The sequence below is a fragment of the Hyphomonas sp. L-53-1-40 genome (assembly GCF_000682775.1).
GTDB lineage: Bacteria > Pseudomonadota > Alphaproteobacteria > Caulobacterales > Hyphomonadaceae > Hyphomonas.
On record NZ_AWFI01000012.1, the window covers coordinates 190,140 to 216,122 of the forward strand.

25 protein-coding genes are annotated in these 25,983 nt (G+C 56.5%); 12 read left to right on the top strand and 13 right to left on the bottom strand.

Annotation, left to right across the window (positions count from 1 at the left end; genetic code table 11):
• Nucleotides 1-4: 4 nt before the first annotated feature.
• Genes L53_RS06815 through ccoN form a run of 7 tightly spaced genes read right to left on the bottom strand, consistent with a single transcriptional unit; the run spans nt 5 to nt 7,750 of the window.
• Nucleotides 5-2,248 (bottom strand): heavy metal translocating P-type ATPase, encoded by a 2,244-nt coding sequence (locus L53_RS06815; protein WP_034813530.1) that lies wholly within the window; start codon nt 2,246-2,248, stop codon nt 5-7.
• Nucleotides 2,245-2,757: a FixH family protein gene (locus L53_RS06820; RefSeq protein WP_051607679.1), complete on the bottom strand. Its 513-nt coding sequence runs from the start codon at nt 2,755-2,757 to the stop codon at nt 2,245-2,247. Before L53_RS06820 ends, L53_RS06815 begins: the two co-directional genes overlap by 4 nt.
• Nucleotides 2,754-4,226, bottom strand: coding sequence for a cytochrome c oxidase accessory protein CcoG (gene ccoG, locus L53_RS06825; RefSeq protein WP_034813532.1), 1,473 nt, complete (start codon nt 4,224-4,226; stop codon nt 2,754-2,756). The genes L53_RS06820 and ccoG overlap by 4 nt, the downstream gene beginning before the upstream one ends.
• 9 nt (nt 4,227-4,235) lie before the next feature.
• A complete protein-coding gene (ccoP, locus tag L53_RS06830; protein WP_034813535.1) occupies nt 4,236-5,120 on the bottom strand; it encodes a cytochrome-c oxidase, cbb3-type subunit III in 885 nt (294 codons plus the stop codon).
• The gene (locus L53_RS06835; protein WP_034813537.1) at nt 5,113-5,274 is read right to left on the bottom strand and encodes a cbb3-type cytochrome c oxidase subunit 3; all 162 of its coding nucleotides are present in this window, start codon (nt 5,272-5,274) and stop codon (nt 5,113-5,115) included. Before L53_RS06835 ends, ccoP begins: the two co-directional genes overlap by 8 nt.
• A gap of 12 nt (nt 5,275-5,286) precedes the next feature.
• Entirely contained in the window at nt 5,287-6,057 is a 771-nt protein-coding gene (gene ccoO, locus L53_RS06840) for a cytochrome-c oxidase, cbb3-type subunit II (protein ID WP_034813539.1), read from the bottom strand.
• A gap of 10 nt (nt 6,058-6,067) precedes the next feature.
• Entirely contained in the window at nt 6,068-7,750 is a 1,683-nt protein-coding gene (gene ccoN, locus L53_RS06845) for a cytochrome-c oxidase, cbb3-type subunit I (RefSeq protein ID WP_034814261.1), read from the bottom strand.
• A 424-nt stretch (nt 7,751-8,174) separates the two neighbouring features.
• On the opposite strand from ccoN, the gene L53_RS06855 reads away from it, so the two are divergent.
• The 3 genes from L53_RS06855 (at nt 8,175) to L53_RS06865 (ending at nt 10,433) form a co-directional block, all read left to right on the top strand.
• Nucleotides 8,175-9,338, top strand: a complete 1,164-nt coding sequence (locus L53_RS06855; RefSeq protein ID WP_051607680.1) for a sensor histidine kinase — start codon at nt 8,175-8,177, stop codon at nt 9,336-9,338.
• 7 nt (nt 9,339-9,345) lie between these two features.
• The gene (locus tag L53_RS06860; RefSeq protein ID WP_034813546.1) at nt 9,346-9,966 is read left to right on the top strand and encodes a response regulator transcription factor; all 621 of its coding nucleotides are present in this window, start codon (nt 9,346-9,348) and stop codon (nt 9,964-9,966) included.
• A 74-nt stretch (nt 9,967-10,040) separates the two neighbouring features.
• Nucleotides 10,041-10,433, top strand: a complete 393-nt coding sequence (locus L53_RS06865; protein ID WP_051607681.1) for a response regulator — start codon at nt 10,041-10,043, stop codon at nt 10,431-10,433.
• Between the two features lie 23 nt (nt 10,434-10,456).
• On the opposite strand, the gene L53_RS06870 is transcribed toward L53_RS06865, so the two are convergent.
• Genes L53_RS06870 through L53_RS06885 form a run of 4 tightly spaced genes read right to left on the bottom strand, consistent with a single transcriptional unit; the run spans nt 10,457 to nt 15,378 of the window.
• Nucleotides 10,457-10,783, bottom strand: a complete 327-nt coding sequence (locus L53_RS06870; protein WP_034813549.1) for a metalloregulator ArsR/SmtB family transcription factor — start codon at nt 10,781-10,783, stop codon at nt 10,457-10,459.
• Complete coding sequence (locus L53_RS06875) at nt 10,780-14,031, bottom strand: efflux RND transporter permease subunit (protein ID WP_051607682.1); 3,252 nt, start codon at nt 14,029-14,031, stop codon at nt 10,780-10,782. The genes L53_RS06870 and L53_RS06875 overlap by 4 nt, the downstream gene beginning before the upstream one ends.
• Entirely contained in the window at nt 14,028-15,017 is a 990-nt protein-coding gene (locus tag L53_RS06880; protein WP_034813553.1) for an efflux RND transporter periplasmic adaptor subunit, read from the bottom strand. The genes L53_RS06875 and L53_RS06880 overlap by 4 nt, the downstream gene beginning before the upstream one ends.
• A gap of 1 nt (nt 15,018) precedes the next feature.
• On the bottom strand, nt 15,019-15,378 hold the full coding sequence (locus L53_RS06885; RefSeq protein ID WP_034813555.1) for a rhodanese-like domain-containing protein: 360 nt from the start codon (nt 15,376-15,378) through the stop codon (nt 15,019-15,021).
• Between the two features lie 143 nt (nt 15,379-15,521).
• On the opposite strand from L53_RS06885, the gene L53_RS06890 reads away from it, so the two are divergent.
• From L53_RS06890 to L53_RS06900, 3 genes are all read left to right on the top strand, one after another.
• Entirely contained in the window at nt 15,522-16,799 is a 1,278-nt protein-coding gene (locus L53_RS06890) for an NAD(P)/FAD-dependent oxidoreductase (RefSeq protein ID WP_034813558.1), read from the top strand.
• Nucleotides 16,800-16,954: 155 nt separating this feature from the next.
• Nucleotides 16,955-17,251, top strand: coding sequence for a co-chaperone YbbN (locus L53_RS16745; RefSeq protein WP_198019758.1), 297 nt, complete (start codon nt 16,955-16,957; stop codon nt 17,249-17,251).
• A gap of 25 nt (nt 17,252-17,276) precedes the next feature.
• Complete coding sequence (locus L53_RS06900) at nt 17,277-17,480, top strand: DUF2892 domain-containing protein (RefSeq protein ID WP_034813564.1); 204 nt, start codon at nt 17,277-17,279, stop codon at nt 17,478-17,480.
• Nucleotides 17,481-17,553: 73 nt separating this feature from the next.
• Here L53_RS06900 and L53_RS06905 read toward each other — a convergent pair whose 3' ends face one another.
• The gene (locus L53_RS06905; protein ID WP_051607684.1) at nt 17,554-18,192 is read right to left on the bottom strand and encodes a TetR/AcrR family transcriptional regulator; all 639 of its coding nucleotides are present in this window, start codon (nt 18,190-18,192) and stop codon (nt 17,554-17,556) included.
• Nucleotides 18,193-18,338: 146 nt separating this feature from the next.
• Here L53_RS06905 and L53_RS06910 point away from each other — a divergent pair, with 146 nt between their 5' ends.
• A complete protein-coding gene (locus tag L53_RS06910; RefSeq protein WP_233347632.1) occupies nt 18,339-19,703 on the top strand; it encodes a D-arabinono-1,4-lactone oxidase in 1,365 nt (454 codons plus the stop codon).
• A gap of 58 nt (nt 19,704-19,761) precedes the next feature.
• Nucleotides 19,762-20,976 carry an alanine racemase gene (locus tag L53_RS06915; RefSeq protein ID WP_198019759.1) on the top strand — a complete coding sequence of 405 codons (1,215 nt, stop codon included), beginning with the start codon at nt 19,762-19,764 and terminating at the stop codon, nt 20,974-20,976.
• Here the strand turns inward: L53_RS06915 and L53_RS06920 are convergent.
• Nucleotides 20,973-21,236, bottom strand: coding sequence for a hypothetical protein (locus L53_RS06920; RefSeq protein ID WP_034813571.1), 264 nt, complete (start codon nt 21,234-21,236; stop codon nt 20,973-20,975). The genes L53_RS06915 and L53_RS06920 overlap by 4 nt on opposite strands.
• A gap of 437 nt (nt 21,237-21,673) precedes the next feature.
• Here L53_RS06920 and L53_RS06925 point away from each other — a divergent pair, with 437 nt between their 5' ends.
• Genes L53_RS06925 through L53_RS06940 form a run of 4 tightly spaced genes read left to right on the top strand, consistent with a single transcriptional unit; the run spans nt 21,674 to nt 25,876 of the window.
• On the top strand, nt 21,674-22,060 hold the full coding sequence (locus L53_RS06925) for a hypothetical protein (RefSeq protein WP_034813575.1): 387 nt from the start codon (nt 21,674-21,676) through the stop codon (nt 22,058-22,060).
• Between the two features lie 58 nt (nt 22,061-22,118).
• Nucleotides 22,119-23,972 carry a copper resistance system multicopper oxidase gene (locus L53_RS06930; RefSeq protein ID WP_034813577.1) on the top strand — a complete coding sequence of 618 codons (1,854 nt, stop codon included), beginning with the start codon at nt 22,119-22,121 and terminating at the stop codon, nt 23,970-23,972.
• Nucleotides 23,969-24,772: a copper resistance protein B gene (locus L53_RS06935; RefSeq protein ID WP_034813580.1), complete on the top strand. Its 804-nt coding sequence runs from the start codon at nt 23,969-23,971 to the stop codon at nt 24,770-24,772. Before L53_RS06930 ends, L53_RS06935 begins: the two co-directional genes overlap by 4 nt.
• 9 nt (nt 24,773-24,781) lie before the next feature.
• On the top strand, nt 24,782-25,876 hold the full coding sequence (locus L53_RS06940) for a DUF2231 domain-containing protein (RefSeq protein WP_034813583.1): 1,095 nt from the start codon (nt 24,782-24,784) through the stop codon (nt 25,874-25,876).
• Nucleotides 25,877-25,983 lie beyond the last annotated feature (107 nt).

Below are 25,983 nucleotides of genomic sequence, written 5' to 3' on the forward strand. Positions count from 1 at the left end.
ACCTTTAGTTCTCGATCTGCAGCCGCATTGCGTTGAGGGTTACAATAATTGAGGACAGCGACATGGCAATGGCGGCGATCAGAGGTGTTACGTGCCCGGTCACCGCAATCGGAACGGCGACAACATTGTAGGCAGCGGCCAGCGCGAAATTCTGCCGCATGACCGACCGTGTTTTTCTCGCTACGCGCAGAATGACCGGAATGGCTTCGAGCCCCCCACTATATACGGCGTCGCTGGCTGACTGGGAGATGTCGATTGCGGCTCCCGGTGCAAGAGAGGCATGGGCCAGGGACAAAGCGCCGGCATCATTCAAGCCGTCGCCCACCATCAGGACGCGATGGCCATCGGCGCGGAGACGCTCCAGACGGGCAACCTTTTCCTGCGGTGTAGCCTCGCCGGTCCAGTCACTGATTCCGAGGGCCTCAGCCAGCGACGCAACGACGCTATTTTGGTCCCCCGACACAATCTCCAATCCGATGCCCTGGTCCCGAAGTGTCTCAAGCGCCTCAGCGGCACCCGGCTGTACGTCATCCACGAAGCGGAACTGGACCGCTGGTGCGACGCCCTGGTCTAGCCACAAGGATGGGCCGTGCAGAGCGCCTTTCGCTGCCGCACCTGTCCAGCCGGCCGAGCCCAGCCGCCAAACCTGACCATCCACTTCCGCCTCAAGACCGCGCCCGGCAATTTCATGTACACCTTCCAGCACAGTTCCCGGTCCCGCGATGGCCACGAGGGCGCGCGAAAGCGGATGATGGCTGACACGTGCCATGCTGGCAGCATCTGCCAGCATGGCCGCAGCCTCAGTCGACTCAAGCGGCACTGGGCAGCCATTCTGCTGAATGCCTTCTAGTTTTGGCGTGCCGAGCGTGAGCGTCCCCGTCTTGTCAAAGACGATATGATCCACGTCGGCCAAACGCTCAAAGGCATCCCCGGACCGTAGATAGACGCCCTTGCGAAACAGTCGCCCCGCCGCCACGACTTGAGCCACTGGCGCCGCGAGCGCGAGTGCACATGGGCAGGTAATGATGAGCGTCGCTGCGGCGATCATCAGCGCTTCAGGTAGTGACGCGCCAAGCAGCAACCAGCCAACACAGGCGAGCACCGCTGTCGTATGAACGAACGGCACGTAGATGGATACCGCACGGTCGGCGATCCGGCGATAGGCAGACCGGCGCTGCTCACCAGCCTCCAGCATCTCGCCAATTTGTGACAGCAGCGACTCTTCAGCGACCTTCAACGCCTCACCGCGAAGCGGTCCGGTCACGTTGATCGCGCCCGCGTGAAGCGTCATTCCCGGAGAGAATGTACGGGGAAGAGATTCTCCCGTCACGAGGCTCTCATCTACATCGCTAATGCCTGTGAGAATACGCATATCCACCATTGCGCGCTCTCCTGGCGCGAGCAGGATGCGATCGCCTGCCGCAATGTCGCTGGCCGCAACAGAGACGGCGCTTCCATTGTCGTTCAGACGGGTGACAGCACTTATCTGCATTGCCGCCAGGGCATTCGCTGCCGCATGCGCCTGCCGACGGAGACGCGCATCCAGGAACCTTCCGATCAACAGGAAGAAGCACAACATCACGACCGCATCGAAATAGGCGTGCTCGCCGCCGCGTATTGTTTCGAAAACGCTCACCCCGAATGCGAGGCTCAGAGCCAGCGAGATTGGGACATCCATGTTTGCATGCCCCTTGCGAAGCGCAGCCCATGCCGAGCGAAAGAAGTGCCGGCCGGAAAACAGGAGGACGGGAAGAGCGATAATCCCGGAAAGCGCATGCAACGTTTTGCGTGTCGCCTCGCCCATCTCGCCATGCCCGGCCCATACCGACACTGACAGCAACATGATATTGGCGGCGGCGAACCCGGCGATGCCCATGGAAATCATGAGGGAGCGTTCTTCCCGCGCCTTGTCATCAGCACCAGGGTCAGCCGCTTGCGCGGCGACGCCATAACCCAAGTCGGATATTGTCTGGGCAATACGGTCAGCGCCCAGCTCGCCTGTCCAGCGAACGCGCATCAAACCGTTAGAGAGATTTAGCCGGGCCTGCGTCACGCCCTGAAGGGCGAATACGGACTTCTCGATCTTGCTGAGGCAGCCACCACACTTCGCCCCCCGAACAATGAGATCAATCGCGCGCTCGTCTCCGACATTCCGAACAAAGCCCGAATACCCTCTCTTGGTATCTCGCGCGGCTGCAGGCGCGAGACCAGATGGGCAGCCAGGTAAGGCAGGCACAACAGCCGTCATGGCAGGATCACGATCCGCTTGTTCGCGCGAAACACCACCTCGTCTCCCGCAATATCGAAGACCTGGAATTGAGCGTCCCATCTGCCAGCCGGCAAATCGGCAATACTCGTGACATAGTCACCGCCACCATAAGGCTCGAGCACCACGATCTCGTCATGGGTCGTCGTGCCAGGATGGCGCAATTCAACAGATACCAGACGCGCCGAGATGGGTGCACCTGCGGCGTCAACCAGATTGAAAACAAGATTCTCATCATACTGGCCGGCCGCAGCGCTCCATCCGAGCAGGTCCTGCGCGGCCTTCGCTTCCAGCGTGCTGTTATAGTCCAAGCCCTGCAGGTAGGACTTCCTTACATCCTCACCCGGGAAGCTGGTAATCGCATGATAGAGGAAAATACCGTTCACCGTGAACATCAGGCCAAAAAAGCCCACCATGATCCAGAACACATGCCATCCGGTCAGCTTTCCACTCCTGGCACTCGGGTTGGCGCTCAGCGCATGGTCGGTCATTGTTCGGCTCCTCTGAACGAAGATATGTTTACATCGGTCTCACCCGTGGCCGCGTCGCGCACAGTGAATGTCACTTGTCGGCGAGGAACGGTAGCATCTGCCACGACGAGAATACGGTAGCGATCCACCCCGAATGCCTCCACAGGCAATTCGAGCGTATCGCTGCCTTCGTGGTCCATACCGATTACCCTGAACGCCCCCCCTTCCAGTCCGCTGACATCGAGCAGCATTGTACGGGGTTCACTTGCCTTGTTCACGAGCTTGAGCGTGTAACCATTCTGAATGCGTCCGTTCGAAAGGGTGACAAAAGGGGGCGAGCGATCCTTGAGTATATTTGCCTCGATGGTCGACTTGGTAGCAAGGCCCCACGCCATCAGACTCCCGATGGCAAGCATGACGACGGCGTAGACGACGGTACGTGGTCGAACCAGTTTGTGCTTTGTCGGGGTTAGCCCTTCATTGCGTGCAGCCACGGCAATTTGGGTGTCATAGGCAATCAAGCCCTTTGGCCGATCTACCTTCACCATGATCTCGTCGCACGCATCGATACACAGCGCGCAATGGATGCATTCGAGCTGCTCACCCTCCCGGATGTCGATGCCCATCGGACAAACTTGAACACACTGATTGCAATCGATACAATCGCCACGGTCGTCCCAGCTCTCGGATTTACGCTTCGGACCGCGGGGTTCACCACGGTCATAGCGATAGGTCACATTCAGGGCCTGCTCATCTGTCAGAGCGCCCTGAATGCGCGGCCAGGGGCACATATAGGTGCACACCTGTTCGCGCATCGTCCCTGCCAGGAAATACGTCGTCAATGTGAGGATTCCGGCGAACCAATAAGCGGTCAGGGGCGCATCGCCCGTGAACCAGCCCGCAGCGACTGTCGGCGCGTCATGCCAGTACAGGATGAAGGCGCCACCGGTCCAGAATGCGATGACAAGCCAGACAGCATGCTTGCCCAGCTTTCGCGTAATCTTGTTTGCCGTCCAAGGCGCTTTGTCGAGACGCATTCGGGCCGCACGATCACCCTCAAAGGCACGCTCGACCCAGATATAGAGATCGGTCCAGACGGTTTGTGGACAAGTGTATCCGCACCAGACCCGCCCAAGCAGGGAGGTTACAAGGAACAGCAATAGCGAGGCGAGGATCAGCCCGCCGGCCATGTAATGAATGTCCTGCGGCCAGAGTTCGATAAAGAAAAAGTAGAATTTTTCACTGGAGAAGTCTGCCAGCACAGCCTGGTCCGGAATGCCGTCACCGCGATCCCATCTTACCCATGGCAAGCCATAATAAACTCCCAGAGTGACAGCCATCACAAGCCATTTGATCGTCCGGAACTTGCCATGCGCGAGCTTGGGGTAGATCTGCTTGCGTTTGGCATAGAGGTCTTCATGGCGCGGTGGCTCCCCGCCCGATTGGGCAGGGAGTTCCGAAGTGTGGTCGATCAAGGTTGTGCTGGCCATGCGAGGCTCCTACTCGCCGCCGCCAAGCGAATGTACATAGACGGCAATTGCCTTGATGGTTGCGTCATCCAAACGGTCGTCCCAAGCAGGCATGTGGGAGTTACGGGCATTGTAGATAGTGGCTTCGATGTCCGCCTCGCGCCCACCATATAGCCACTCAGCGTCCGTCAAATTCGGCGCCCCTTGGGTACGGTCCCCAGTGCCGTCCGCCCCATGACAAGAAGCACATTGCTGCTGAAAGATTGGTGCGGCTCGCAAAACAGCTTCCGGTTCATCGCTGCGTCCTGACAGATTGAGCACATATTGCGCCAGATCATCTACTTCGCTGCGCTTCAGCAAACCATCTCGCCCAAATGCCGGCATGGCGGAAAAGCGGGTTCCATCATCTGTATCATGCCGGATGCCGTGGCGGATCGTGTACTCGATACCGTCCAGAGAACCATCCCAAAGCCATACATCGTCTGCCAGCGCTGGATAGCCAATTGCGCCGCGCCCGCCTGCCCCATGGCAAGTTGCACAATTGTCGCCAAAGGCACTTTCGCCCATGGCCAGCGCAAATTGCTGCAAGGTGCGGTCGGTTTCGATCTTTTCGAGCCCTGCGTCCAGAAGAACGATGGATTGGGCGTCACGCGCCGTCTTGAGTTCGCTCACCGCCTTGGCGACTTCAACCCGGTCTGAGTGTCCGCGAAGGCCTTTGGTGTTGGTGCCGAGCCCTGGCAATGCAGGTATGGCAGGCATCAGGATCATGTAGACGATCGCCCAAGCAATCGAAATATACCAGACATACAACCACCAGCGTGGCAGCGGGTTGTTCAATTCCTTGATACCGTCCCAGGAATGACCCGTTGTCTCCACACCGGAATGCGTGTCGATATCCTTGGTTTCATCAGTCATTTCCAGGCCCCTTGTCGTCAAGTGGAGAATGCGCGGCGCGGTCGAACGTGTCCTGATTGCTGGGCCACAGCGCGTAGATGAGCGCCCCAGCAAACATCAGTACGAAATAGACCAGGCCACCTGTCTGGGCGAAACTTGAAAGTGCTTCATACATAGTGAGTTCCTCCTAGCGACGGTTGCTGAGGTCATCGGCCTCGTAGGTGGAAAAATCGACGAGCGTGCCGGTCATTTGAAGATAGGCCACAATGGCATCCATTTCTGTGACGCGCCGAGGATCACCATCATAGTCGCGAAACTCAACGGAGCCCTCGCGCCCGGATGCGCCATCATATTGTTCAAGTAAGCCATCTAGATAATCGTATCCTTTTTCGTCTGGATCGGCCTGAGCGTAGAGGTGTCCTTCCGCGTTCTCGATCATTTCATCTGTATAAGGCACGCCAAGCATCCGCTCGGTGCGAAGGCGATCCTCAATCCGGTCGAAGTTCAGCTTCTTCTCTGCAAGAAAGGCATAAGGCGGCATGACACTTTCCGGCACCAGCGCACGCGGATCCTTGAGGTGGTCCACTTGCCATTCAGCAGAATACTTTCCACCAACACGGGCCAAATCGGGACCAGTCCGCTTGGAACCCCACTGGAAAGGATGGTCGTACATACTTTCTGCCGCGAGTGAGTAGTGGCCATAGCGTTCCACTTCATCCCGCAAAGGGCGCACCATCTGGCTGTGGCAAACATAGCAGCCTTCTCGGACGTAGATGTCCCGCCCCATCAGTTCGAGCGGGGTGTAGGGACGCATCCCGTCCACTTTCTCGATCGTGTTGTCCATATAGGCAAGCGGTGCCATCTGGATCAGACCGCCGATGGAGACCACGACCAGGATGCCTATGGTGAGCAGAAGCGAGTGACGCTCCAGCAATCCATGTTTGTTCAGAATACTCATGGATTCGCTCCTATTCAGCCAGAACCAGCGTCGCGCGTGGTTCAGGAGTTGCGTATGGGTCGGGCTTGGCCTCGACCGGCTCGGCAGCGCCATGGCCAAGGGCGGTACGCACGAGGTTGTAGGCCATGATCAGGGCACCGCTGAAGTAAAGGCCGCCACCCAGCGCACGGATCATGTAGCTGATATGCTTGGCTTCGACGGTTTCCACGAAGCTGTATTCGAGGAAGCCATACTCGTTGTAGGCACGCCACATCAGGCCTTCCATGATTCCGGCAAACCACATCGAGATCATGTAGAACAGGATGCCGATCGTGGAGATCCAGAAGTGCCATTCGACAAGAGACTTCGAGAACAGCGCCTTCTTCTTGTAGAGCCACGGCACGAGGCAATAGAGCGCTCCGAAACTGATATACCCAACCCAGCCGAGCGCCCCGGAGTGAACATGCCCGATGCCCCATTCTGTATAGTGACTAAGTGAGTTGACGGCACGCACTGACATAAGCGGACCTTCGAAAGTCGCCATACCGTAGAACGCCAACGACACGACCATCATGCGAACTACTGGATCAGTGCGCAGCTTGTCCCAGGCACCAGACAGGGTCATGACGCCATTGATCATGCCTCCCCAGCTGGGCATCCAGAGCATGATCGAGAAAGTCATTCCAAGCGTCTGCGCCCATTGTGGCAGCGCCGTGTAATGGAGGTGATGCGGCCCCGCCCAGATATAAATGAAGATAAGGCTCCAGAAGTGAACAATGGACAGCCGGTAGGAATAGACTGGCCGATTAACCCGCTTCGGAATGAAGTAATACATGATGGCGAGGAAGCCCGTGGTCAGAAAAAAGCCGACCGCGTTGTGACCGTACCACCATTGCGTCATCGCATCCTGAACACCTGAAAATACCTGCACTGACTTTGTACCGGTCAACGAAACAGGAATGGATAAGTTGTTGACGATGTGAAGCATCGCGATGGTCACGATGAAAGAAAGGTAGAACCAGTTCGCCACGTAGATGTGCGGTTCTTTCCGCTTCCACAGCGTGCCGAGGAAGACGAGCAGGTACGCGACCCACACAATTGTCAGCCAAAGGTCTACGTACCATTCCGGTTCTGCATACTCTTTCGACTGGGTCACCCCCATCAGGTAGCCCGTTGCCGCAAGCACAATAAAGATCTGGTAGCCCCAAAACACAAACCAAGGCCACATGCCACCCGCTATGCGTGTACGGCAGGTGCGCTGGACGACATAAAAGCTCGTTGCCAGCAGAACGTTTCCGCCAAAGGCGAAGATCACGGCGCTGGTATGCAGCGGCCGCAATCGCCCGAAATTTGTCCATCCCAGTTCAGGGAAGTAGAAGACGTTCGGAAAGGTCAGCTGAAGCGCGATGATGACGCCAACCAATAGTCCGGCAATACCCCAGAACATGGACGCGAACACACCAAACTTGACCAGCGTGTCTTCATAGCGTGACTCATCGAATGGATTGCGGTCGAGCAAATTGCCAGCCCACATACCCGTGCCCACCAGAAATGCTGTAGCCAGCGCGATAAACGTCATCGCCTGAATGCCCATGGCGTGATCAATCGTGCGTCCTGCGATGATCAGGGCAAGCACCCCGAAGATCGCAACCAGCGCGGAGACACTTGCGATGCTCCCCCCGCTGGCATTCGATGAGTTGGTTCGTGATATCATCATTCTGATTAGCCCCTTCCGCAGAGCGTTGCGGTTGCGTCGTATGGGGCCTGATTACGGTGATCGCTTCGCGGCGCGTATAGGGGCTTTCCCGTATAGGACAGTTCGTCCCTGGAGGGTCTTGCCTGTGAAACGAGTTCATTCTTATGCCGCCGCCGCCGCGCTGGTCTTCGCGGGTATCACCAAGATGGTCTTACAGGCCTCCGCGCAATCCACGCTCCTTCTGCCGACCTGTCTTGGAAAGTCTGTAACTATTCCAATTGAAAGCGCGGGCACGTCACTGATGCATTGTTGGGGTTGCTATGCGCTTCTGCTCGGGCTGCTGGTTATTGGTGCGCTCTTGCTGAACGACCTGCGGCATTCACGCCTCCGCACGAGGTCCGTTCTTTCCTAAATGCCCGGCCACACTTACACTGGTCGGGATATGTCAAATCCCCTGTCCGACCTCTGGCGCTTAGAGAATACCGACTTTCAGGATTCGGATTCGCTTCAATCGATTTTGAGGTCGATCCTGCTGTCTGTCCCGGACGCGATGATTGTGATCGATGATGCGGGAATCATAATGGCGTTCAGCCGCGCAGCAGAAGCCTTGTTTGGTTACAAGTCGGAAGATGTCGTTGGTACGAACATCAAATGCCTGATGACGCAATCTGACCAAGCGCACCACGACCAATATATCCGCAATTACCTCACCACGGGAGAGCGCCAGATCATCGGTATTGGTCGGATCGTTGAAGCGCGTCTCGCAAATGGCGATTCCATACCGGTCGAATTGAAGATCGGCGAAGCCAACATCGGCGATCGCAAGCTGTTTACGGGGTTCATCCGGGATATCACCGAGAAGCAGGCCAACGTGCATCGGATCGGGGAGCTCCAGGCGGAACTCGGAAACTTCTCGCGGCTGAGCGCGGTCGGCACGATGGCCTCCGCCATGGCTCACGAACTCAATCAACCGCTCACAGCCGTCGCCAACTATCTTGAAGCCGCACGTGACCTGTTGGATGAACCGAGCGAGAATGATCTGGCTATGGTCCAGGAAGCGGTGTCGGCCGCTGCAGAACAATCAATCCGGGCCGGCCAAATTGTTCGCCGGTTGCGCGATTACGTCTCACGCGGGGAGCTCGATCTCAGGCCCGCTCCCTTGAAGGGCGTAATTGACGACGCTGCAGCCATCGCCAAGGTCGGCATTGAAGGCCCCCTCGCACGCGTGATTCTCCGAATGGAAGATCCTGATGTCATCGTGATGGCGGACAGGCTTCAGCTGCGACAGGTGTTCGCCAACCTCATCAGGAATGCCATTGAGGCGCTTTCGGGAACAGAAACACCTCAGATCTGGATCTATACGCAGTCTTCCGGCGAGGAAGTGACGATCGAGGTCAAGGACAATGGCCCGGGGCTTTCAGAGGAGTTGCTCCATTCCCCATTCGATGCTTTTCAAACAACCAAAGCCAGTGGCATGGGGCTTGGCTTGTCGATTTGCCAAACCATAATCGAGGCGCATGGCAGCACGATTGCGGTTTCGTCCGAACCTGGCGCTGGAGCATCGTTTACGTTTACTTTAAGAGTAGCCACGAACGTGGCAGGGTGAGCATGCGATGACGAAGACCATTTTCCTCGTAGATGACGATGATGCCATCCGGCATTCCGCCAGCTTCATGCTGCGGCATGCCGGCTACACGGTGAAGACCTATCCGGATGGCGTGAGCTTCCTGGACGAATATGAGCCGAACGACTCCGCCTGCATACTTCTGGATGTTCGCATGCCGGTGATGGATGGCCTGACTGTACAGCAGGCCTTGTCCGAACGCGGCAACAAGATGCCCATCATTGTGCTCACCGGGCATGGAGATGTATCGGTCGCCGTTCAGGCCATGAAGAATGGCGCCATCGAATTCCTGGAAAAGCCTTATGAGAAAAAGGCTCTGCTTGAAGCCATCGAAACCGGTTTCAGCCGCATTTCCGACGACGAGGCCCAACAAGGGCTCAAGAATGAGGCGGTTGCGAAACTAACCCGACTAACGACCCGAGAATCCGAAGTGCTCGATTGCCTGGTTGAGGGTATGACCAACAAGGCCATCGCCGACGAATTGTCGATCTCCCCCCGAACGGTGGAAATTCACCGTGCAAACCTGATGGAAAAACTTGAAGCCGACAGTTTGTCTGCAGCGCTGCGCGTTGCATTCATGGCGGAACGAGGCCGCAAAGAGGCGCGCTAAGTAGGTCTACTTAGAGACGTCTTACTCCTGCGATCATAGATGTGTGACTCCGAAACTATCGAGACCACGCCTAAATGAATCAGTCCGTTTCACAGCCTGGCCTGCTGAGGGTTGCACTTGTCGAGGATGATGAGGAGGTACGCTACTCCCTCATGATGCTCCTGCGATCGCGCGGGTTTGCCGTAGATTCCTATCGGAACGGCATGGAAATCCTGATGAATCAACCAAGTTTGCAAGTTGATTGCCTGCTGATCGATTACAAGCTGCCGCGATTTGATGGTGTGGATCTTCTCGAGAAAATGAGGCTGGCTGGTGATACGACACCCGCAATCCTCATCACTGGCTTTTACTCTACAACGCTTAAGGACCGCGCGCTCAAGGCTGGATATGCCGCTGTTGTCGAAAAATCTTCTGCTCCTCAGGAAATCCTGGACCGATTGTCAGAAGCAACGAAGCAACTCCATTAGGTCCGTCTCGGCTCCCATGGGAATTACTGGTCGTAGAACTTACACAAAGTCTCTATGACTGCCGTGCCAACGCCTCCGGTCGAACGGTAGAATATCGCCTGACCGTCCCGTCGCGACGCAACCAGCCCCTCGGCCTTCAATTTCGACAAATGTTGCGACACGGCTGATAGCGATTGGTTCACTGCCTCGGCAATCTGGTTTACCGGCATTTCACCGTCAAACAACTCGCAGAGAATGCGCAGACGGGTCTCATTGGCCATCGCCCGCAGTGTCGCGCAAACTTCGGATACTTGATCCGACAGCGCATCAACTGAATCAGGATCGGGACGTGGGTCGGCAGGCTCGCTCATGCCGTCCGGCCTTCTGTGGAAAGATCATCATTGCCATCAGAAACCGCTGGCGCCACCCAATCTGGGCCCTTCAGCGCCACATAGATCGCCGGAATCACGAGCACCGTCAGAGCCGTTGAAGAGGCAAGCCCGAAAAGGAGCGAAATCGCGAGTCCCTGAAAGATCGGATCTGTCAGAATCACTGCCGCACCAATCATCGCCGCCAGCGCCGTCAACAGGATTGGCTTGAAGCGGATCGCGCCCGCATCCAGTAGAACTTCTTTCAATGGCTTGTCCGAAAATTGGCCATGCCGAACGAAGTCGACCAACAAGATGGAGTTTCGAACGATGATCCCGGCAAGGGCAATGAAGCCGATCATGGAGGTCGCCGTAAAGGCCGCGCCGAACAGCCAATGCCCAATCATGATACCGATAAGAGTGAGCGGCACAGGTGTCAGGATAACGAGGGGTGTCCGGAACGTGCCAAACTGGGCGACCACCAAAATGTATATGGCGACCAGAGCCACCCCAAACGCCACACCCATGTCACGGAAAGTGACATAGGTGATTTCCCACTCGCCATCCCAGAGCAAGGAAGGTTTCGATTCATCAGATGGCTGACCATAGAGTCGGATGGCAGGCTGCTCCAGCCCTGCGCTTTCCCAATCATACGCTTCTACCTGATCCTGAATTTCCAGCATGCCATATATCGGCGCCTCGAACCGACCGGCGAGCTCACCCATGACCATGTCAGCGAAGTAGCCATCTCTCCGGAAAATCGTCGATGACCCCGCTTCCATCCGGGCGTCCACGAGCGTGCCGAGTTCGACAGCTTGCGCGCCCGACTGTATGGGAACCGGCAAACTGGCCGTGCGCTCGGACCAGACCTGCGCAGATTTCGGTAGACGGATCGATACGGAGAGTGGGTCACGTCCTTCGCCGCGGGGTGCCACACCTACAATCTGACCCGAATAGATCAACGCCAGCGAATCCAGTATATCCTGCTCAGCGACGCCCTGATCAGCCGCAATCGTCTCATTCACGGAAAGGACGAGACGCGGTTGCGGTCCTCCGAAGGAATTGTCCACATCGACAATGTACTCCGTGTCCCGGAACAATTGCTCAATCACATCGGCCGTCTTGCGCCGCGTTTCGGCATCCGGGCCGTATATCTCGGCCAGCAGTGTCGAAAGGACTGGCGGACCGGGCGGCACTTCCACCACTTTCACACTCGCCCCTTCGGGCAATGGAACGACATGTAACTGGTCCCGCAAGACAAGAGCGATGTCATGGCTGGATCGGTCTCGGTGGCTCTTTTCCAGCAGGTTGACCTGCAAATCCCCCAATTCGGGTGCGGTGCGCAAGAAATAATGACGTACCAACCCATTGAAATTGAACGGCGCGGCTGTGCCAGCATATGCCTGAACCGATTCAACTTCCTCTACATCGTACATCGTCGCAGCGAGGGCAAACAGCGTGCGTTCAGTTTCTTCCAACGTCGTGCCTTCGGGCATGTCCAGCACGATCTGAATTTCCGATTTGTTGTCAAAGGGCAGCAGCTTGACGGTAACAGCCTTAGTGGCAAATAGAGTGAGTGATGCCAGCGTTGCAACACCGACAAGGCCCAGGAAAATCCAGGCATTTTTCCGGCTGGCAACAATTGGACTGGCAACGGATCGGTAGAAGCGACCCAGGCGGGTTTCCTCATGCTCCGAATGACCACTGACAGGTGCCTGCCCGGCAATCTTCATCAGCAACCAAGGCGCGATTCCTACCGCGACGAAGAAAGAGAACAGCATGGCGGCCGACGCGTTTGCTGGAATGGGCGCCATGTAAGGGCCCATGAGTCCCGACACGAACATCATGGGCAAGAGGGCTGCAATAACGGTCAGTGTAGCCACAATGGTGGGATTTCCCACTTCCGATACCGCATCAATGGCGGCCTGTGCGCGTGTTCGACCGTCCTTCATCGCCCAGTGCCGGGAGATATTTTCAATCATGACGATCGCATCATCAACCAGAATGCCGATTGAGAATATCAGCGCGAACAGGCTGACCCGATTGATCGTGTATCCCATCATCAGTGCCGCAAACAGGGTCAGCAGGATGGTCGTGGGGATGACAATAAGGGTAACCAAGGCTTCGCGCCAACCAATGGAAAACGCGATCAGCACAACAATCGAAACGGTCGCTAGCCCAAGATGGAACAGCAATTCATTCGCCTTGTGGTTTGCCGTTTCACCATAATTGCGGGTGACGGCAATATGGACCCCTTCAGGTATCATTTCACGTTTCAATAGCTCAAGACGCTCGAGGATCTGGTCCGCAACGACCACCGCGTTGGCGCTTGGTCGTTTCGCCAGTGAAAGCGTAACGGCAGGAAATGATTCGAACTCCGAACGCTCAGCACTCCGCTCCAGCGTCCAGGCTCGCGCTTCAGTCTCAATGCCAGCGACACGAACCCGCGCGACGTCGGAAAGATAAACCATGCGACCATCGGGAGCTTGAATTTCTAGCCGTTCGAGATCGCCCACGGCGGCAATCCGGTCACCGGCTTGAATGATGATCGAGTCGCCAGAGCCGCGAGCCGTACCAATGGGACGCGCCTGAACGGCCTGCGCCGTCACATCGACCAACGCCTGAAGCGAGACGCCATAAGAAGACAGCGCCTCGATGTCGGGTTCAACGCGAAGCTCGAGACTACGTCCCCCAATAACGTCAGTCAGGCCGACATCCTCCACCTTCAGGAGTTCTTTCAGAACCTCATCGGCGAGCATGCGCAGGCTGGTATCGTTCCAGACGTTTCCGGTCCACGTTTCCGGGGACAGCGTCAATGTAACGATGGGAACATCGTCAATGCCGCGCCCCACGACTTGCGGCATCTGAACTTCAGGTGGGATGCGGTCGATATTGGCGCGAATCTTTTCGTGTATTCTCAGGATGGCATCATCAGCATCTGTGCCGACCATGAATCGAGCCGTGACGGTAGCACCATCATCCCGGCTCTGGCTGTAGACATGCTCGACGTCGGGAATTGCCTTGATGATTTCTTCCAGAGGCTCGGTAACCTGCTCGACCGTGTCAGCCGCTCGCAATCCCGGTGATTGCACCAGAATATCAACCATAGGCACAGAAATCTGCGGCTCTTCTTCACGGGGTATCGTCAGCAGGGCAATCAACCCCACGGCAAGAGCGGCCAGCAAGACAAGAGGCGTCAGCGGTGAACGGATCGTGGCTCGCGTTATGGAGCCGGAGACATCGGCTTTCATGAATTCTCCGCTCCCGGCAGTGCAACCACATCGCCCGGCCGCAGACCTGAAAGCACCTCAAAGACCCCATTGGAAACTAATGGCTCCGCCAGCACGACGGGGGCCTCAACGAAGCGATCACCCACCTTTACGCGCACAAAGTCCACGCCATAGCGCGTGGTGACGTATTCCTGTGGCAGACTGATCGCGCGGCGATCACCCACCGGGGCGAGCACATCGGCCCGTTCGCCCACCAGCGCATTCAATCCGCCATCCACAACTGCGTCCGCGACCACTGCACCGTCTCGCAGCGCTGGATAAATCTTCTCAATGCGTGCTGTGCGCACGTCATTGTCGCGCGCGGGCAGGCGTAACGAAACTTCTCCGCCTTCGGCAAGAAAGCTCAAATGCCGCTCCGGCAAGGACAAGCGTACCAGTCCGTCCAGCGTCGCGAGGCTGGCAACGACCTGCCCCGGAGACACCACACTGCCTTCAACCACGAGTACATCTGTCACTCGTGAGTCAACTGGCGCGCGGACATACCCTTCCGCCCGACGGGCGATCAGACTGCGGCGTTCTTCCTCTGCGGAGGCTCGATTGGCCTTCACAACATCCAGAGCGGCCTTTTCCTGCTCGAACCGGGCTTTGGGATAAAATCCATCTGCTAACAGTTTGCTCGCGCGGGCGAGGTCTTCTTCCTGTTGTGTCATTTGCGCCGTCAATCCATCGACGCGAGATTGGAGTGCATTGATTTGCGGCGCTATCGTGTCGTCAGCCACGAAGGCGAGCACCTCACCAGCCTTGACCGTTTGGCCCTCATCGATGCTCAACTGTGTGATGACACCCTGAAGGCGAGACCGCGCCATAGCTGTATCACTCGCCTCAATACGCCCCACAACCGGACGAAAATCCGTGATGATGGACTCCTGAATGGTCAGTGTCTGCGCGGTGGCAGTCATGCTCAGCGCCAAGCCAACAATGAGACCACCGATATGTCGGGCGACCATCTCAATAGTCTCCCTTGTCAACGATCGCACCCGTCGCCGGGTCCAGCCGAATGCAGGGCTGCCCTGCCGACGTCCAGGCCGCGATGCCTCCCGCCAGATGAGCCGCGTCTGCGCCTGTTTCCTTCATGAAAGTGTTGAGCGCCATTCTGGACCGTTTGCCAGATCCACACTGAAACACGATCCGCCTGCTTCCATCCGCAGGAATCGCTTTGGGTTCAAACGTGGATAGAGGGTGCAGCAATGCGCCATGAATGCGTTGGTTTGCGAATTCTGCAGGCTCGCGGACGTCGACCAATACGATCTTGCCAGCCTTGAGGTCTGTAAAGACACTTTGCGGTGTCAGGTCATATTTATCAGCCATGATTTTTTCCTCTGCCAAGCCACCGGTCGCATTCGCGCAGTCGGTCTTTGATTTAGCTCAATGCCATCGTGACCTATATAGGTAATATTGCGTATTTGCGAAAGTGCTAATATACAACATGTTTCCGGCAAGGAGGATTGGTCATGGCGAACATTGTAATTCTCGGCGCGGGCCTAGGCGGATTGATCGCCGCCTACGAAATCAAAAAGACCCTCGGGCGGGACCATCAGGTTTCGATCATCAGCGAAACGGACTACTACCAGTTCCAACCCTCCAATCCCTGGGTGATGGTAGGGTGGCGGGATCGCAAGGACATCACGGTCGACTTGGCAAAACCCCTCCGCAAGCGAAACGTCAACTTGATTGTCGGCAGGGCAGAAAAAGTTGATCCCGCGAACAAATGCGTGCGTATGCCGGATGGGTCGCAGGTAGAATACGACTATCTGGTCATAGCCACGGGCCCCGAACTCGCCTTCGATGATGTCGAAGGCCTCGGCCCGAACGGCCACACTCAATCGGTCTGCCACATCGACCATGCCGAAGCAGGAGCCTCGGCCTTTGAGACCTTTTGCAAGAACCCCGGCTCAATCGTGATTGGAGCGGCACAGGGGGCTTCCTGTTTCGGGCCAGCCTATGAAACCGCAATGATCATTGAGACCGAACTGCGCAAACGAAAGATTCGCGATCAGGTGCCGATGACCTTTATCACCCCCGAACCCTATATTGGTCACCTCGGTCTCGATGGCGTGGGAGATACGAAAGGTCTGCTCGAGAGTGAGATGCGCAATCGGCATATCAAATGGATCACCAACGCCAGAGTACTCAAGGCCGAAGCCGACATGGTACGTGTGGAAGAGTTGAATGAAGACGGCTCTGTCAAGCAAATACATGAACTGTCGACCCGGTATACGATGCTCATGCCGCCATTCAGAGGGGTAGCCGCCGTGCGGGATGTCGAAGGCTTGGTGAACCCCAAGGGCTTCGTGGTTACGGACGAATTTCAGCGCAATCCACGGTGGCCGAATATCTTTGGTATTGGCGTCTGCATCGCGATTCCGCCCATGGGGAAAACGCCCGTGCCAGTTGGCGTACCCAAAACAGGCTTCATGATCGAATCCATGGTGGAAGCAACCGCCCGCAACATCGCGCAGCTTATCGAAGGAACCCAGCCAACACACAAGGCGAGTTGGAATGCGATCTGTCTCGCTGACTTCGGCGATGGCGGCGTGGCGTTCGTTGCGCAGCCCCAGATCCCCCCTCGCAATGTTAACTGGTCGGCTTCCGGGGGATGGGTACACTTGGCCAAGGCGGGATTCGAAAAGTATTTCCTACACAAGCTGCGTACAGGCCAGTCTGAAACCTTCTATGAAAATGCAGCGTTGGGTCTACTGAAGGCTCATAAATTGAAAGACCATTCCTGATGCCTGATCACCAGCATATTGTTTGCACCAAATGTGGCGCTGTAAATCGTACGCCCATAGGGAGTAGTTTGGCGAGAGGCCATTGTGGATCGTGCAAGGGTGACCTTGCCAGCGATGCTCCCGTCGAAATCAACACGAAGATTCTCAACCGACTCATGTCCCGTGACGAAGGCAGTTTTCTCCTGGATGTATGGGCCCCTTGGTGTGGACCGTGTCGGATGATGGCGCCTTCATTTGCCGAGGCCGCAAAGCACTTTGATGGCAATCTTCGCTTCTTCAAACTCAACACGGAAGCCCATCCGGAAGGTGGAGCCGCTTTGAATGTTCGCGGCATTCCTGCCCTCCTGTTGTTCCAAGACGGCAGCGTGATTGATCAGCGGTCTGGTGTAATGACTGCGCCCACAATCATCCAGTGGGTGAATAGCCTGAATATTCTGAAAACCAGCGCCTGACAGTATCTGACGAAAGGTAACAGATATGAATCTTGATCGTGCCGTACTCGCCTTTGCCGGATTGGTCGTTCTGATCAGCCTCGCATTGGGATACTGGGTATCCCCCTATTGGTTCCTGCTGACTGCTTTTGCGGGGCTTAACATGTTTCAGGCCGCCTTCACCGGTTTTTGTCCGGCCGCACTGGTCTTCAAGGCTATCGGCATACGGAGCGGCAACGCCTTCAAATAACGTCTGAGAGATTTGAGTTCGACCTTGGGTCAACAGCACATCACAAGGGCGACGTCCGCCGCCAGCTATCGCACTAAGCTTGATGGCTCATCGCTTGTCGCAAACTGAAGGCCAACATGGAAGCCGTCTGCCGAAGGATCTCGCCTTCATCAATCGACCGTTCATCAAACACCATCTCGACCACCGCATACCCGATCTCAACACTCAGCCTCGCTGATGGCAGGATACGTCCATGATCAAGATCAGGTCGTGTTTCGATTATCCGTTCCGCCAACAATCGCGCAACATGTCGGTGAGACTCAACCCTGACACCCGCCAATACAGGCGTGGCATGCATGGACCGCATAATCCACGCGCCTGCTTTGGTCTGTCGAGTTACCCGTATTGTCTCGAAGAGTAGCGTTTCGATTTCAGCCTCAAGATTGCTCAAGTCACCTGCGTCGAGGCTCCAATTCTCCATCAAAATATTCTGCTGAGCCATCAGTCGCTCGCCCAGTTCTTTCAGGACCGAATATTTGTTCGGGAAGTAGCGGTACAATGCCGGCGGCGTGAGTTCAGCTCGTCTACAGATCATGTTTGTCGAGAGTTTCTCGAACCCGACCTCCTCAATCAAGTCAGCCGCGGCGATCAAAATCTGCTCAAGCGTGTCTCGACTTCGCTGCTGGTTAGGAGCGGATCGTCTTGTGGTGTTGGGTTCGATTTTCGTTGTCATCACTCAAACATACTTCATTGACAGTTCAGGGGCGGCTGCCTATCGATAGTCATCGCTACCATTTTGGGGAGGTTGGCGCAATGGGAGTATCCAGACGGAGAGTGATTCAAGCTGGCCTCGGACTCACGGCAGTATCTGCCATTCCAATGGTTCAACACGTAGCGTGGGGCACGAGAGACTATGTCCGCGAAGACTACGCTCCAGATTATCCTGAGCCACCTATTGGCGAAGAGAGCTGGAGGAACTGGTCAGGCGCGCAAACTGCCACGCCCAAACAGTTTCGGTCTCCAGCGTCAGCTGCCGAACTTTCAGAAATCATCCGAACTACGCCAGGACACATCCGCCCAAGAGGCAGCGGCCATTCTTTTTCGGGGCTCGTACCCAGTGAAGGAGTTATTCTGGATGTTGGGCAGCTCGCCGGCTTGAAGGCCTATGACCCTGTAACTCAGCGCGCGACCTTTGGCGCTGGAACCGTTCTGTTTCAGGCAGCATCCCAATTGAATGAGATTGATCGGGCCTTTCCAAACCTTCCCGACATTGTCGACCAAACACTCGCGGGATCCTTCTCGACCGCCACCCACGGCGCAGGCCAAACCCTGACCGCACTCCATGACTACATCCACTCCTTCAAACTGGTAACTGCCGACGGCAGTCTGTTGGACGTCACGGCCGATTCCAACCCCGATCTGTTTTCTGCGGGCAAAGTCTCTCTCGGTGCGCTGGGTGTGATCAGCGAGTACACGGTTGAGACTATCCCCTCCTTCAATCTGAGGCGTATCGTTAGTGCAGAACCCATAGATGCCGTACTCGATGACGCTTTTTCCCGTGCCAGCTCATATCGAAATTTCGAATTCTATTATCTTCCAGGTACGGGACTCGCTGCCAGTATCACTCACGATCTGCATCACGGAGAGACGACCGGCCTGGAACCTTCCAACGATGACGATGAAATGTTGGAGGGCCTTAAACAGCTACGGAATGAATTCGGGTGGTGGCCCTGGCTCCGAAAACGCATTGCGCAATCTGCTCTTCCCAGCGGCACGATTGAAGATGTCACCGATACCTCACTCCAGCTCCTGGCCACGACCCGCCCGATAAAGTTCAATGAGATGGAGTATCACCTCCCTTGGGACGATGGTCTCAAGGCCTTGAGGCAGATCATCAAAATGATGGATCAGCGAAAGCACGTCTTCTTTCCCATGGAGGTCCGGTTTACCGCTCCCGACGATGCTTGGCTTAGCCCGTTCCTTGGTGGCCCCCGAATATCCATCGCGATCCATGCGGCAATCGACGAAGCCTATGATTATTTCTTCAGCGAGTTCGAACCAGTTTTCAAAATGTATGGCGGCCGCCCCCATTGGGGCAAACACCACAGCCTGCAACGCAAAGATTTGGAAGCTCTCTATCCGGACTTTACCAAGTTCGCAGACTTGCGCCGTTCGCTCGATCCGACTGGAAAATTCCTGAACCCCCATCTCGCCGATGTGTTTGGAGTTCCCTTCAATGTCTGAACTTAGCAGAAGGACACTCTTGATCGGAGGAACAGCTTTAGCAGGAGTAGCAACTCTCATGTCGAAACCCAGTGACAAGAGCGGACCAAGAGATCCTTATTTCTTGCAAATGCAAAAAGCTCTCACCGATGCAGGGATCGCAACACCGACCCTGGTGATCGATCGCGCACGGCTCAACGCCAATATTGATACGCTGAAACAACACCTGCCGCAGGGCATGGGATATCGTATTGTCGCCAAGTCCCTGCCATCGCTTCGATTGATTGACCATATTCGCAAGCGAACCGGCACGGATCGGTTGATGACATTCAATTTACCCATGCTGCTGGCACTGAGCACGGAAGTGCCCGAAGCCAGCCAGTTGCTTGGCAAGCCCCTGCCCATTCAGGCTGCGCGCCAATACTTTCACAAACTGCCGCCCGAGCGCTCTGATGCGGCAGGTCGCGTCCAATGGCTCATAGATACTCCGAAGCGACTTGAGCAGTACCAGGAACTCGCAAAGGATACTGGTCGCACCCTGAATATTAATCTGGAACTGGATGTAGGACTCCACAGGGGCGGCTTTGAACCAGGTTCCGAGTTGGGGAGCGTGTTGCACGAAATAGAACTGGACCCGAATCTGGAATTTGCGGGTTTCATGGGTTACGAACCGCATATTCCCAGCCTGCCCACGAGCTTGGGCTGGCGCGACAAGGCGCTCGCAGGAGCTTGGCGTTCATACAGGGCGGCGCTTGATCAAGCCGCTGAGGTGTTTGGCAAGGAAGCCATAGAGCAAATCACCCGAAACGCAGCAGGCAGTCCGACCTATCGTTACTACGAGGACACTTCGATTGCGAATGAAGTCTCTGCAGGGTCGTGCCTGATGAAGCCAACGCATTTTGACACTGAATTGTTGGAGCCCCATACGCCCGCGAGCTTCATTGCAACACCGGTCATCAAATCTGTCGCCAGAACTCGAATGCCCGGCCTCGAGTTCGCCGACAACACCAAACGGGCGTGGGATCCGAACTACAGCAAGACCATATTCATTTATGGAGGCCACTGGCTCGCCGACCCGGTTGATCCGCCCGGCCTGAAATACAATTCGACGTTCGGACGCTCCTCCAACCAGGAAATGCTGAATGGTGGGCCGGAGCTGCAAATCGCGCCAGACGAATTCGTATTTCTTCGTCCGCACCAGAGCGAAGCAGTCTTCCTGCAATTCGGGGATATCGCCGTTTACGAAGACGGAGAAATTGTTGACTCCTGGCCCGTCTTTGAGGCTTCAGCTTAGACTGTTTCAGCAGTATCCTCAGTCTGGAGCGCGAGACTGCTCCGCAACGCCTCGTCCGCTTCAGCCAGACCGTTGCGGGGCATCATGGCAACTTCCAGAGATCGGGTACGCAGGGCGCCCTGGATCACGCCGCGTCTGTCGAGATCTTTGAAGCAGGTCGGGACACACCAGACATAGTGCCACCAACCGTTGCTTTCCTTCAGGAATTTTGATCCAAGTGAAAATGCTTCATCGCCGTTTGTAGTGCAATCAGTTCGCATTTTGTGGTGCACGACGGGCGAAACGGCTTAGAGCGCCTGAGCTTTTCCAGGTAATTTCAATGATTTCAAGGGAGGTGTCAGGCGTCACCCTGAAAGAAATGGCGCGAGTGACGCGCCCGGTAATCGTGCTTGAAATTAAATTAATTCAACGCACTATGGCGCTCGAAACTTCGCTTGTTGTGCAGATTGTTTGCAATTTGTAGTGCAAACTGTGGTGCAGCCCTTTCGTGTTGTCAAAGTTCGACGCTGCCTATCAGCGACATTCACATCGCTAACATGATTTGCTGGCCGTTCAAATTCGCGCTGGAGCGTAGCCATGCAACTTTTCGCTCGGGACTGACCCGCGGGTCTGGGTTGATCCTGCTCCGTTACGACAAACCTTGAGTGCTCAGAGGTTCTTTCTTGATTTAAACCCCTATGGGGTATAAGTGGTAGTCATGAACTTTGTTGTCGCAACTCTCGTGACGGTATTTTTCAGCCTGTCGCAGGTGCTCTGCGCGTGTCCCGTCGATATGTCGGCGACGAACAGCATGGCAACCGAGTTCACCGCTCATTCTCACCAGGCGCCCGCCGATGGGCCTGAGGCGCCCTGCGATGATGAGACTGATCACTGCAAGCTTCAGACAGCAACGGTCGCCCAAGCCGACAAGACGGCGAACCCGGTCCAGCACGTATTAGGCGATACGACGCCCATCGGGCTTGCTACACCCTCATGGCAACACGCATGGAAGCGCGTCGTCAATGTCCGCACGCCCTGGCCTGAGGTCCGAAGTTACCTGCTGCAACAAACGCCAGTCACATTAAAGGTGCGTTCCCTGAGCTGATTTCGTGCGTCGCTGCATTAGCAGCCCGATTGCATAAATTCACCTCACGGAGACGATTATGTTGAACAGACGACATATGCTGCAGACGGTGCTCGGCACCGGCGCAGCCTGGGGGGCAAGCAGCCTCCTGCCCGCTTGGGCAAAATCTTCCAGCAACGGAAACCTTGGTGTGCCCTCACTTTCGGGCACGCGCTTCGACCTCGAAATCGGGCAGTTCCCGGTCAGGCTCAACGGCAAAGTCGGTATGGCAACCGGAATCAATGGCACACTTCCCGGTCCGCTCTTGCGGTTGCGCGAGGGCGATGACGTTACAATGAACGTCACCAACCGGCTTGCCGAAGACACTTCGATCCATTGGCACGGACTGCTTGTCCCCTTCCATATGGACGGCGTGCCGGGCGTCAGCTTCCCGGGCATCAAACCGGGCGAAACGTTCAAATATCAGTTCAAGGTGCCGCAAAATGGCACTTACTGGTATCACTCCCATTCTGGTCTGCAGGAACAACTCGGCCATTACGGTCCGATCGTCATAGATCCGGCAGGTACAGACCCAGTGGCTTATGACCGGGAATATGTTCTCGTCCTCAGCGACTGGAGTTTCACGCATCCGCACCGGATCTTCGACAAGCTCAAGAAGAATGCCGAGAGCCTGAATTTCAACCGCCCGACCCTGTCGAACCCAACCGGACTTGGCGGCATGTGGGGGCAGATGCGAATGAGCCCGCGCGATCTCGCAGACGTGACGGGCGAAACCTACACCTACCTGATCAATGGCCATTCGACGGCCGATAATTTCAATATGGTCTTCCAGCCGGGCGAGCGGGTTCGCCTGCGCATTATCAACGCCTCCGCCATGACCCTCTTTAATGTCCGCCTCCCGGGCTTGCCGATGACGGTGGTCCAGGCCGACGGTCTGAATGTCCAGCCGGTTGAGACCGACGAGTTCCAGATGGGCGTGGCCGAGACGTATGATGTCATCATCGCGCCGACCGAAGCGCGCGCCTACGCCTTTGTTGCCGAATCGATCGACCGCTCCGGCCAGGCCGTTGCCACGCTCGGCCCGCGTGCCGGTATGCGGGCCGATGCGCCTGCGCTTCGAGCCGTGCCGATGCTGACCATGCGGGACATGGGAATGGCCCATGGAGACATGGCGGGCATGTCAGGCATGGAGGGTATGGATCACAGTCCCGACACCAGCATGGACACGGACATGTCGGATCACGCCATGAAAGGTCACGACATGGGCACCATGTCCATGCAGCCTGACCCCAACGGTGCGGCCGTCCAGCCCGTCAAGATCGAAGCAGATATAGAGCGCGGCCCCGGTGTCGCAAAAGTATCAGGCATGACGATGAGCCGCTTGGGCGAACCCGGTCTCGGGCTTGATGATGTCCCCCACCGCACGCTCACCTATAACCAGCTTCGCGCGCTCGACATGAATGAGGACCATCGCCCGCCTGGCCGCGAAATTGTCATTCATCTGACGTCGAACATGGAACGCTACATGTGGTCGTTCGACGGTGTAAAATTCTCCGAGGTAACCGAGTCAATCAAGTTCTACGAGGGTGAACGTGTTCGCCTGACGCTCGTAAACGATACAATGATGCCACACCCGATCCATTTGCACGGCATGTTTTTCGATCTCGTGAATGGCGGTGGTCATCACATGCCTCGAAAGCACACAGTAACGGTCAAGCCTGCAGACAGGGTCAGCGTCGACATCACCGCAGAACATGTCGGTGACTGGGCGTTCCACTGCCATCTGCTTTACCACATGCACGCTGGCATGATGCAGGTCGTCAGCGTCATTCCGCCAGCAGACGATACGACACCAGCTGAAAAAATGCCGGCAGGTCAGATGAATATGCCCATGGACCATCACGGCATGAACCATGGGGAGGGAAAATCATGATGAAACCGAATTTGGCAGCCCCTCTCCTCCTCGGCTTCGCGCTCTACGCGACCGGCAGCGCGTTCGCGGAAGACACAAATCAAACCCCGCCCTGGGATCAGGCCGACGCCATCTACGGCGAGGATGCAATGGCGGACGCTCGCCGGGACGTTCTTGCGGAAGGCGGAGACCAGAAGAGCTTCTACATCCTCTTCAACCAGCTCGAGGCTCAGATGTCTGACGAGGGCGACAGTTTGTACTGGAACGGACAGGCTTGGTATGGGGGCGATATCAACAAGCTCTGGTTCAAGAGCGAGGGCCGCGCCTCTCTGAATGGAGAGGGCGTGGATGATGCCGAGATCCAGGCGCTCTATTCCCGCGCGGTTGCGCCTTTCTGGAATGTTCAGGCGGGCGTTCGCTACGACATCGAACCGGATAGTCTCGCGCATGGGGTCGTCGCACTGAATGGTCTGGCGCCCTACTGGTTCGAAGTCGACGCTTCCGCCTTTCTCAGTGAAAAAGGCGATGTAACGGCCCGCATCGAGGCTGAATATGAGTTGCTCCTGACCCAGCGGTTGATCTTGCAGCCTCGGATCGAAGCAAATCTTTCCGCGCAGGACATACCGGAAAGGGAAACGGGCGCGGGACTTAGCACACTCGATGCCGGCTTGCGGCTTCGTTATGAAATCAGGAGGGAGTTTGCGCCTTATGTCGGCGTCGAATGGCAAAGCGCCTTCGGTGAGACACGCGACATGATCAAAGCCGCAGGCGGTGAAGGCGACGATATCGTCTTTCTCGTGGGCCTGCGGACCTGGTATTAGGAGAACAAAATGGGCGGTTTCATAGAACCCAATATTCACCCCGTGCTGGTGCATTTTACCTATGCCCTCGGCACATCTGCAGCCCTGGCATATGTGGCTGGCCTCCTCGTACCTGCAGGCCGCTGGCGCGACAGCCTTCGACCGGCCGCCGACTGGATGCTGGCATTGGCTGCCTTGGCGGTTCTGGCCACCATCGCGGCCGGGTTTCAGGCCTATTACAGCGTTGCTCACGATGCGCCGTCCCATGAAGCGATGACAACCCATCGCAACTGGGCTGTTCCCACGGGCCTCGCATTACTGGCCCTCGCCGGTTGGCGCTGGCTGAGAAGGGCCTCGTCGCCCGGCCCGGTATTTGCGATCAGTGCCCTGGCGGTGGCAGGTCTTTTGACGGTTACAGCGTGGTGGGGAGGCACAATTGTCTACAAGTACGGACTTGGCGTGCAGACCCTTCCTGAAGCCAGCGGGCCAGGCCACGATCATGATCATGGCGGCGGAGCCGGTCATGGCGACCAAGGCACCGTAAATTCAACAGACGATCATCAAGACGCTCACGGAGCGCCTCCATCCGACACGATGGATGGATCATCGGCGAGCGGCGATGGACATGATCACGACCATACCGACGGTGCAGCTGATCGAGAAATGTCAGGCACGGTCCCCGCCGGACACGACAACTCCGACGGCCATCACGACACCAAACCGGTCTCGACTGATGAACAGGCGATCCTGGATATCATGGCCGCGATCGAAACCGGTTGGGAGACCGGCGATGGCGAACTGTTCCGACAGAACTTTCTCGACTGGTCAGGCGCCCGGTACTTTGAGTCAGGCGGCGAGAATACTGGCCTGCTCGACCTTGTCGAAAATCATGTCGAGCCCGAAAAAGATACCATTCCGGATCTCGAACTCGACTTCTCGAATATAGACGTGCGATTCGAGGGAAGTGACTTTGCATGGGCTGTCGCGGACACAGCGATCAGTGGAACGTTCAGCTCCAATGGCGAACGCCTGGAGCGTATCGGGAAACAAACGGTGCTGTTCCGCAAGGTCGCCGGCACCTGGCAGGTCATTCACACGCACTCGTCCTCCCGTGCGCCGCGATAAGGAGGAAATCCAAACTGCCGCTTGCCGGCCAAGTTGAAAAGCAACCGGCAAGCGGCGATGATATTGAATATACCCCCTAGGGGTACTATACTATGACTCTCCTACTT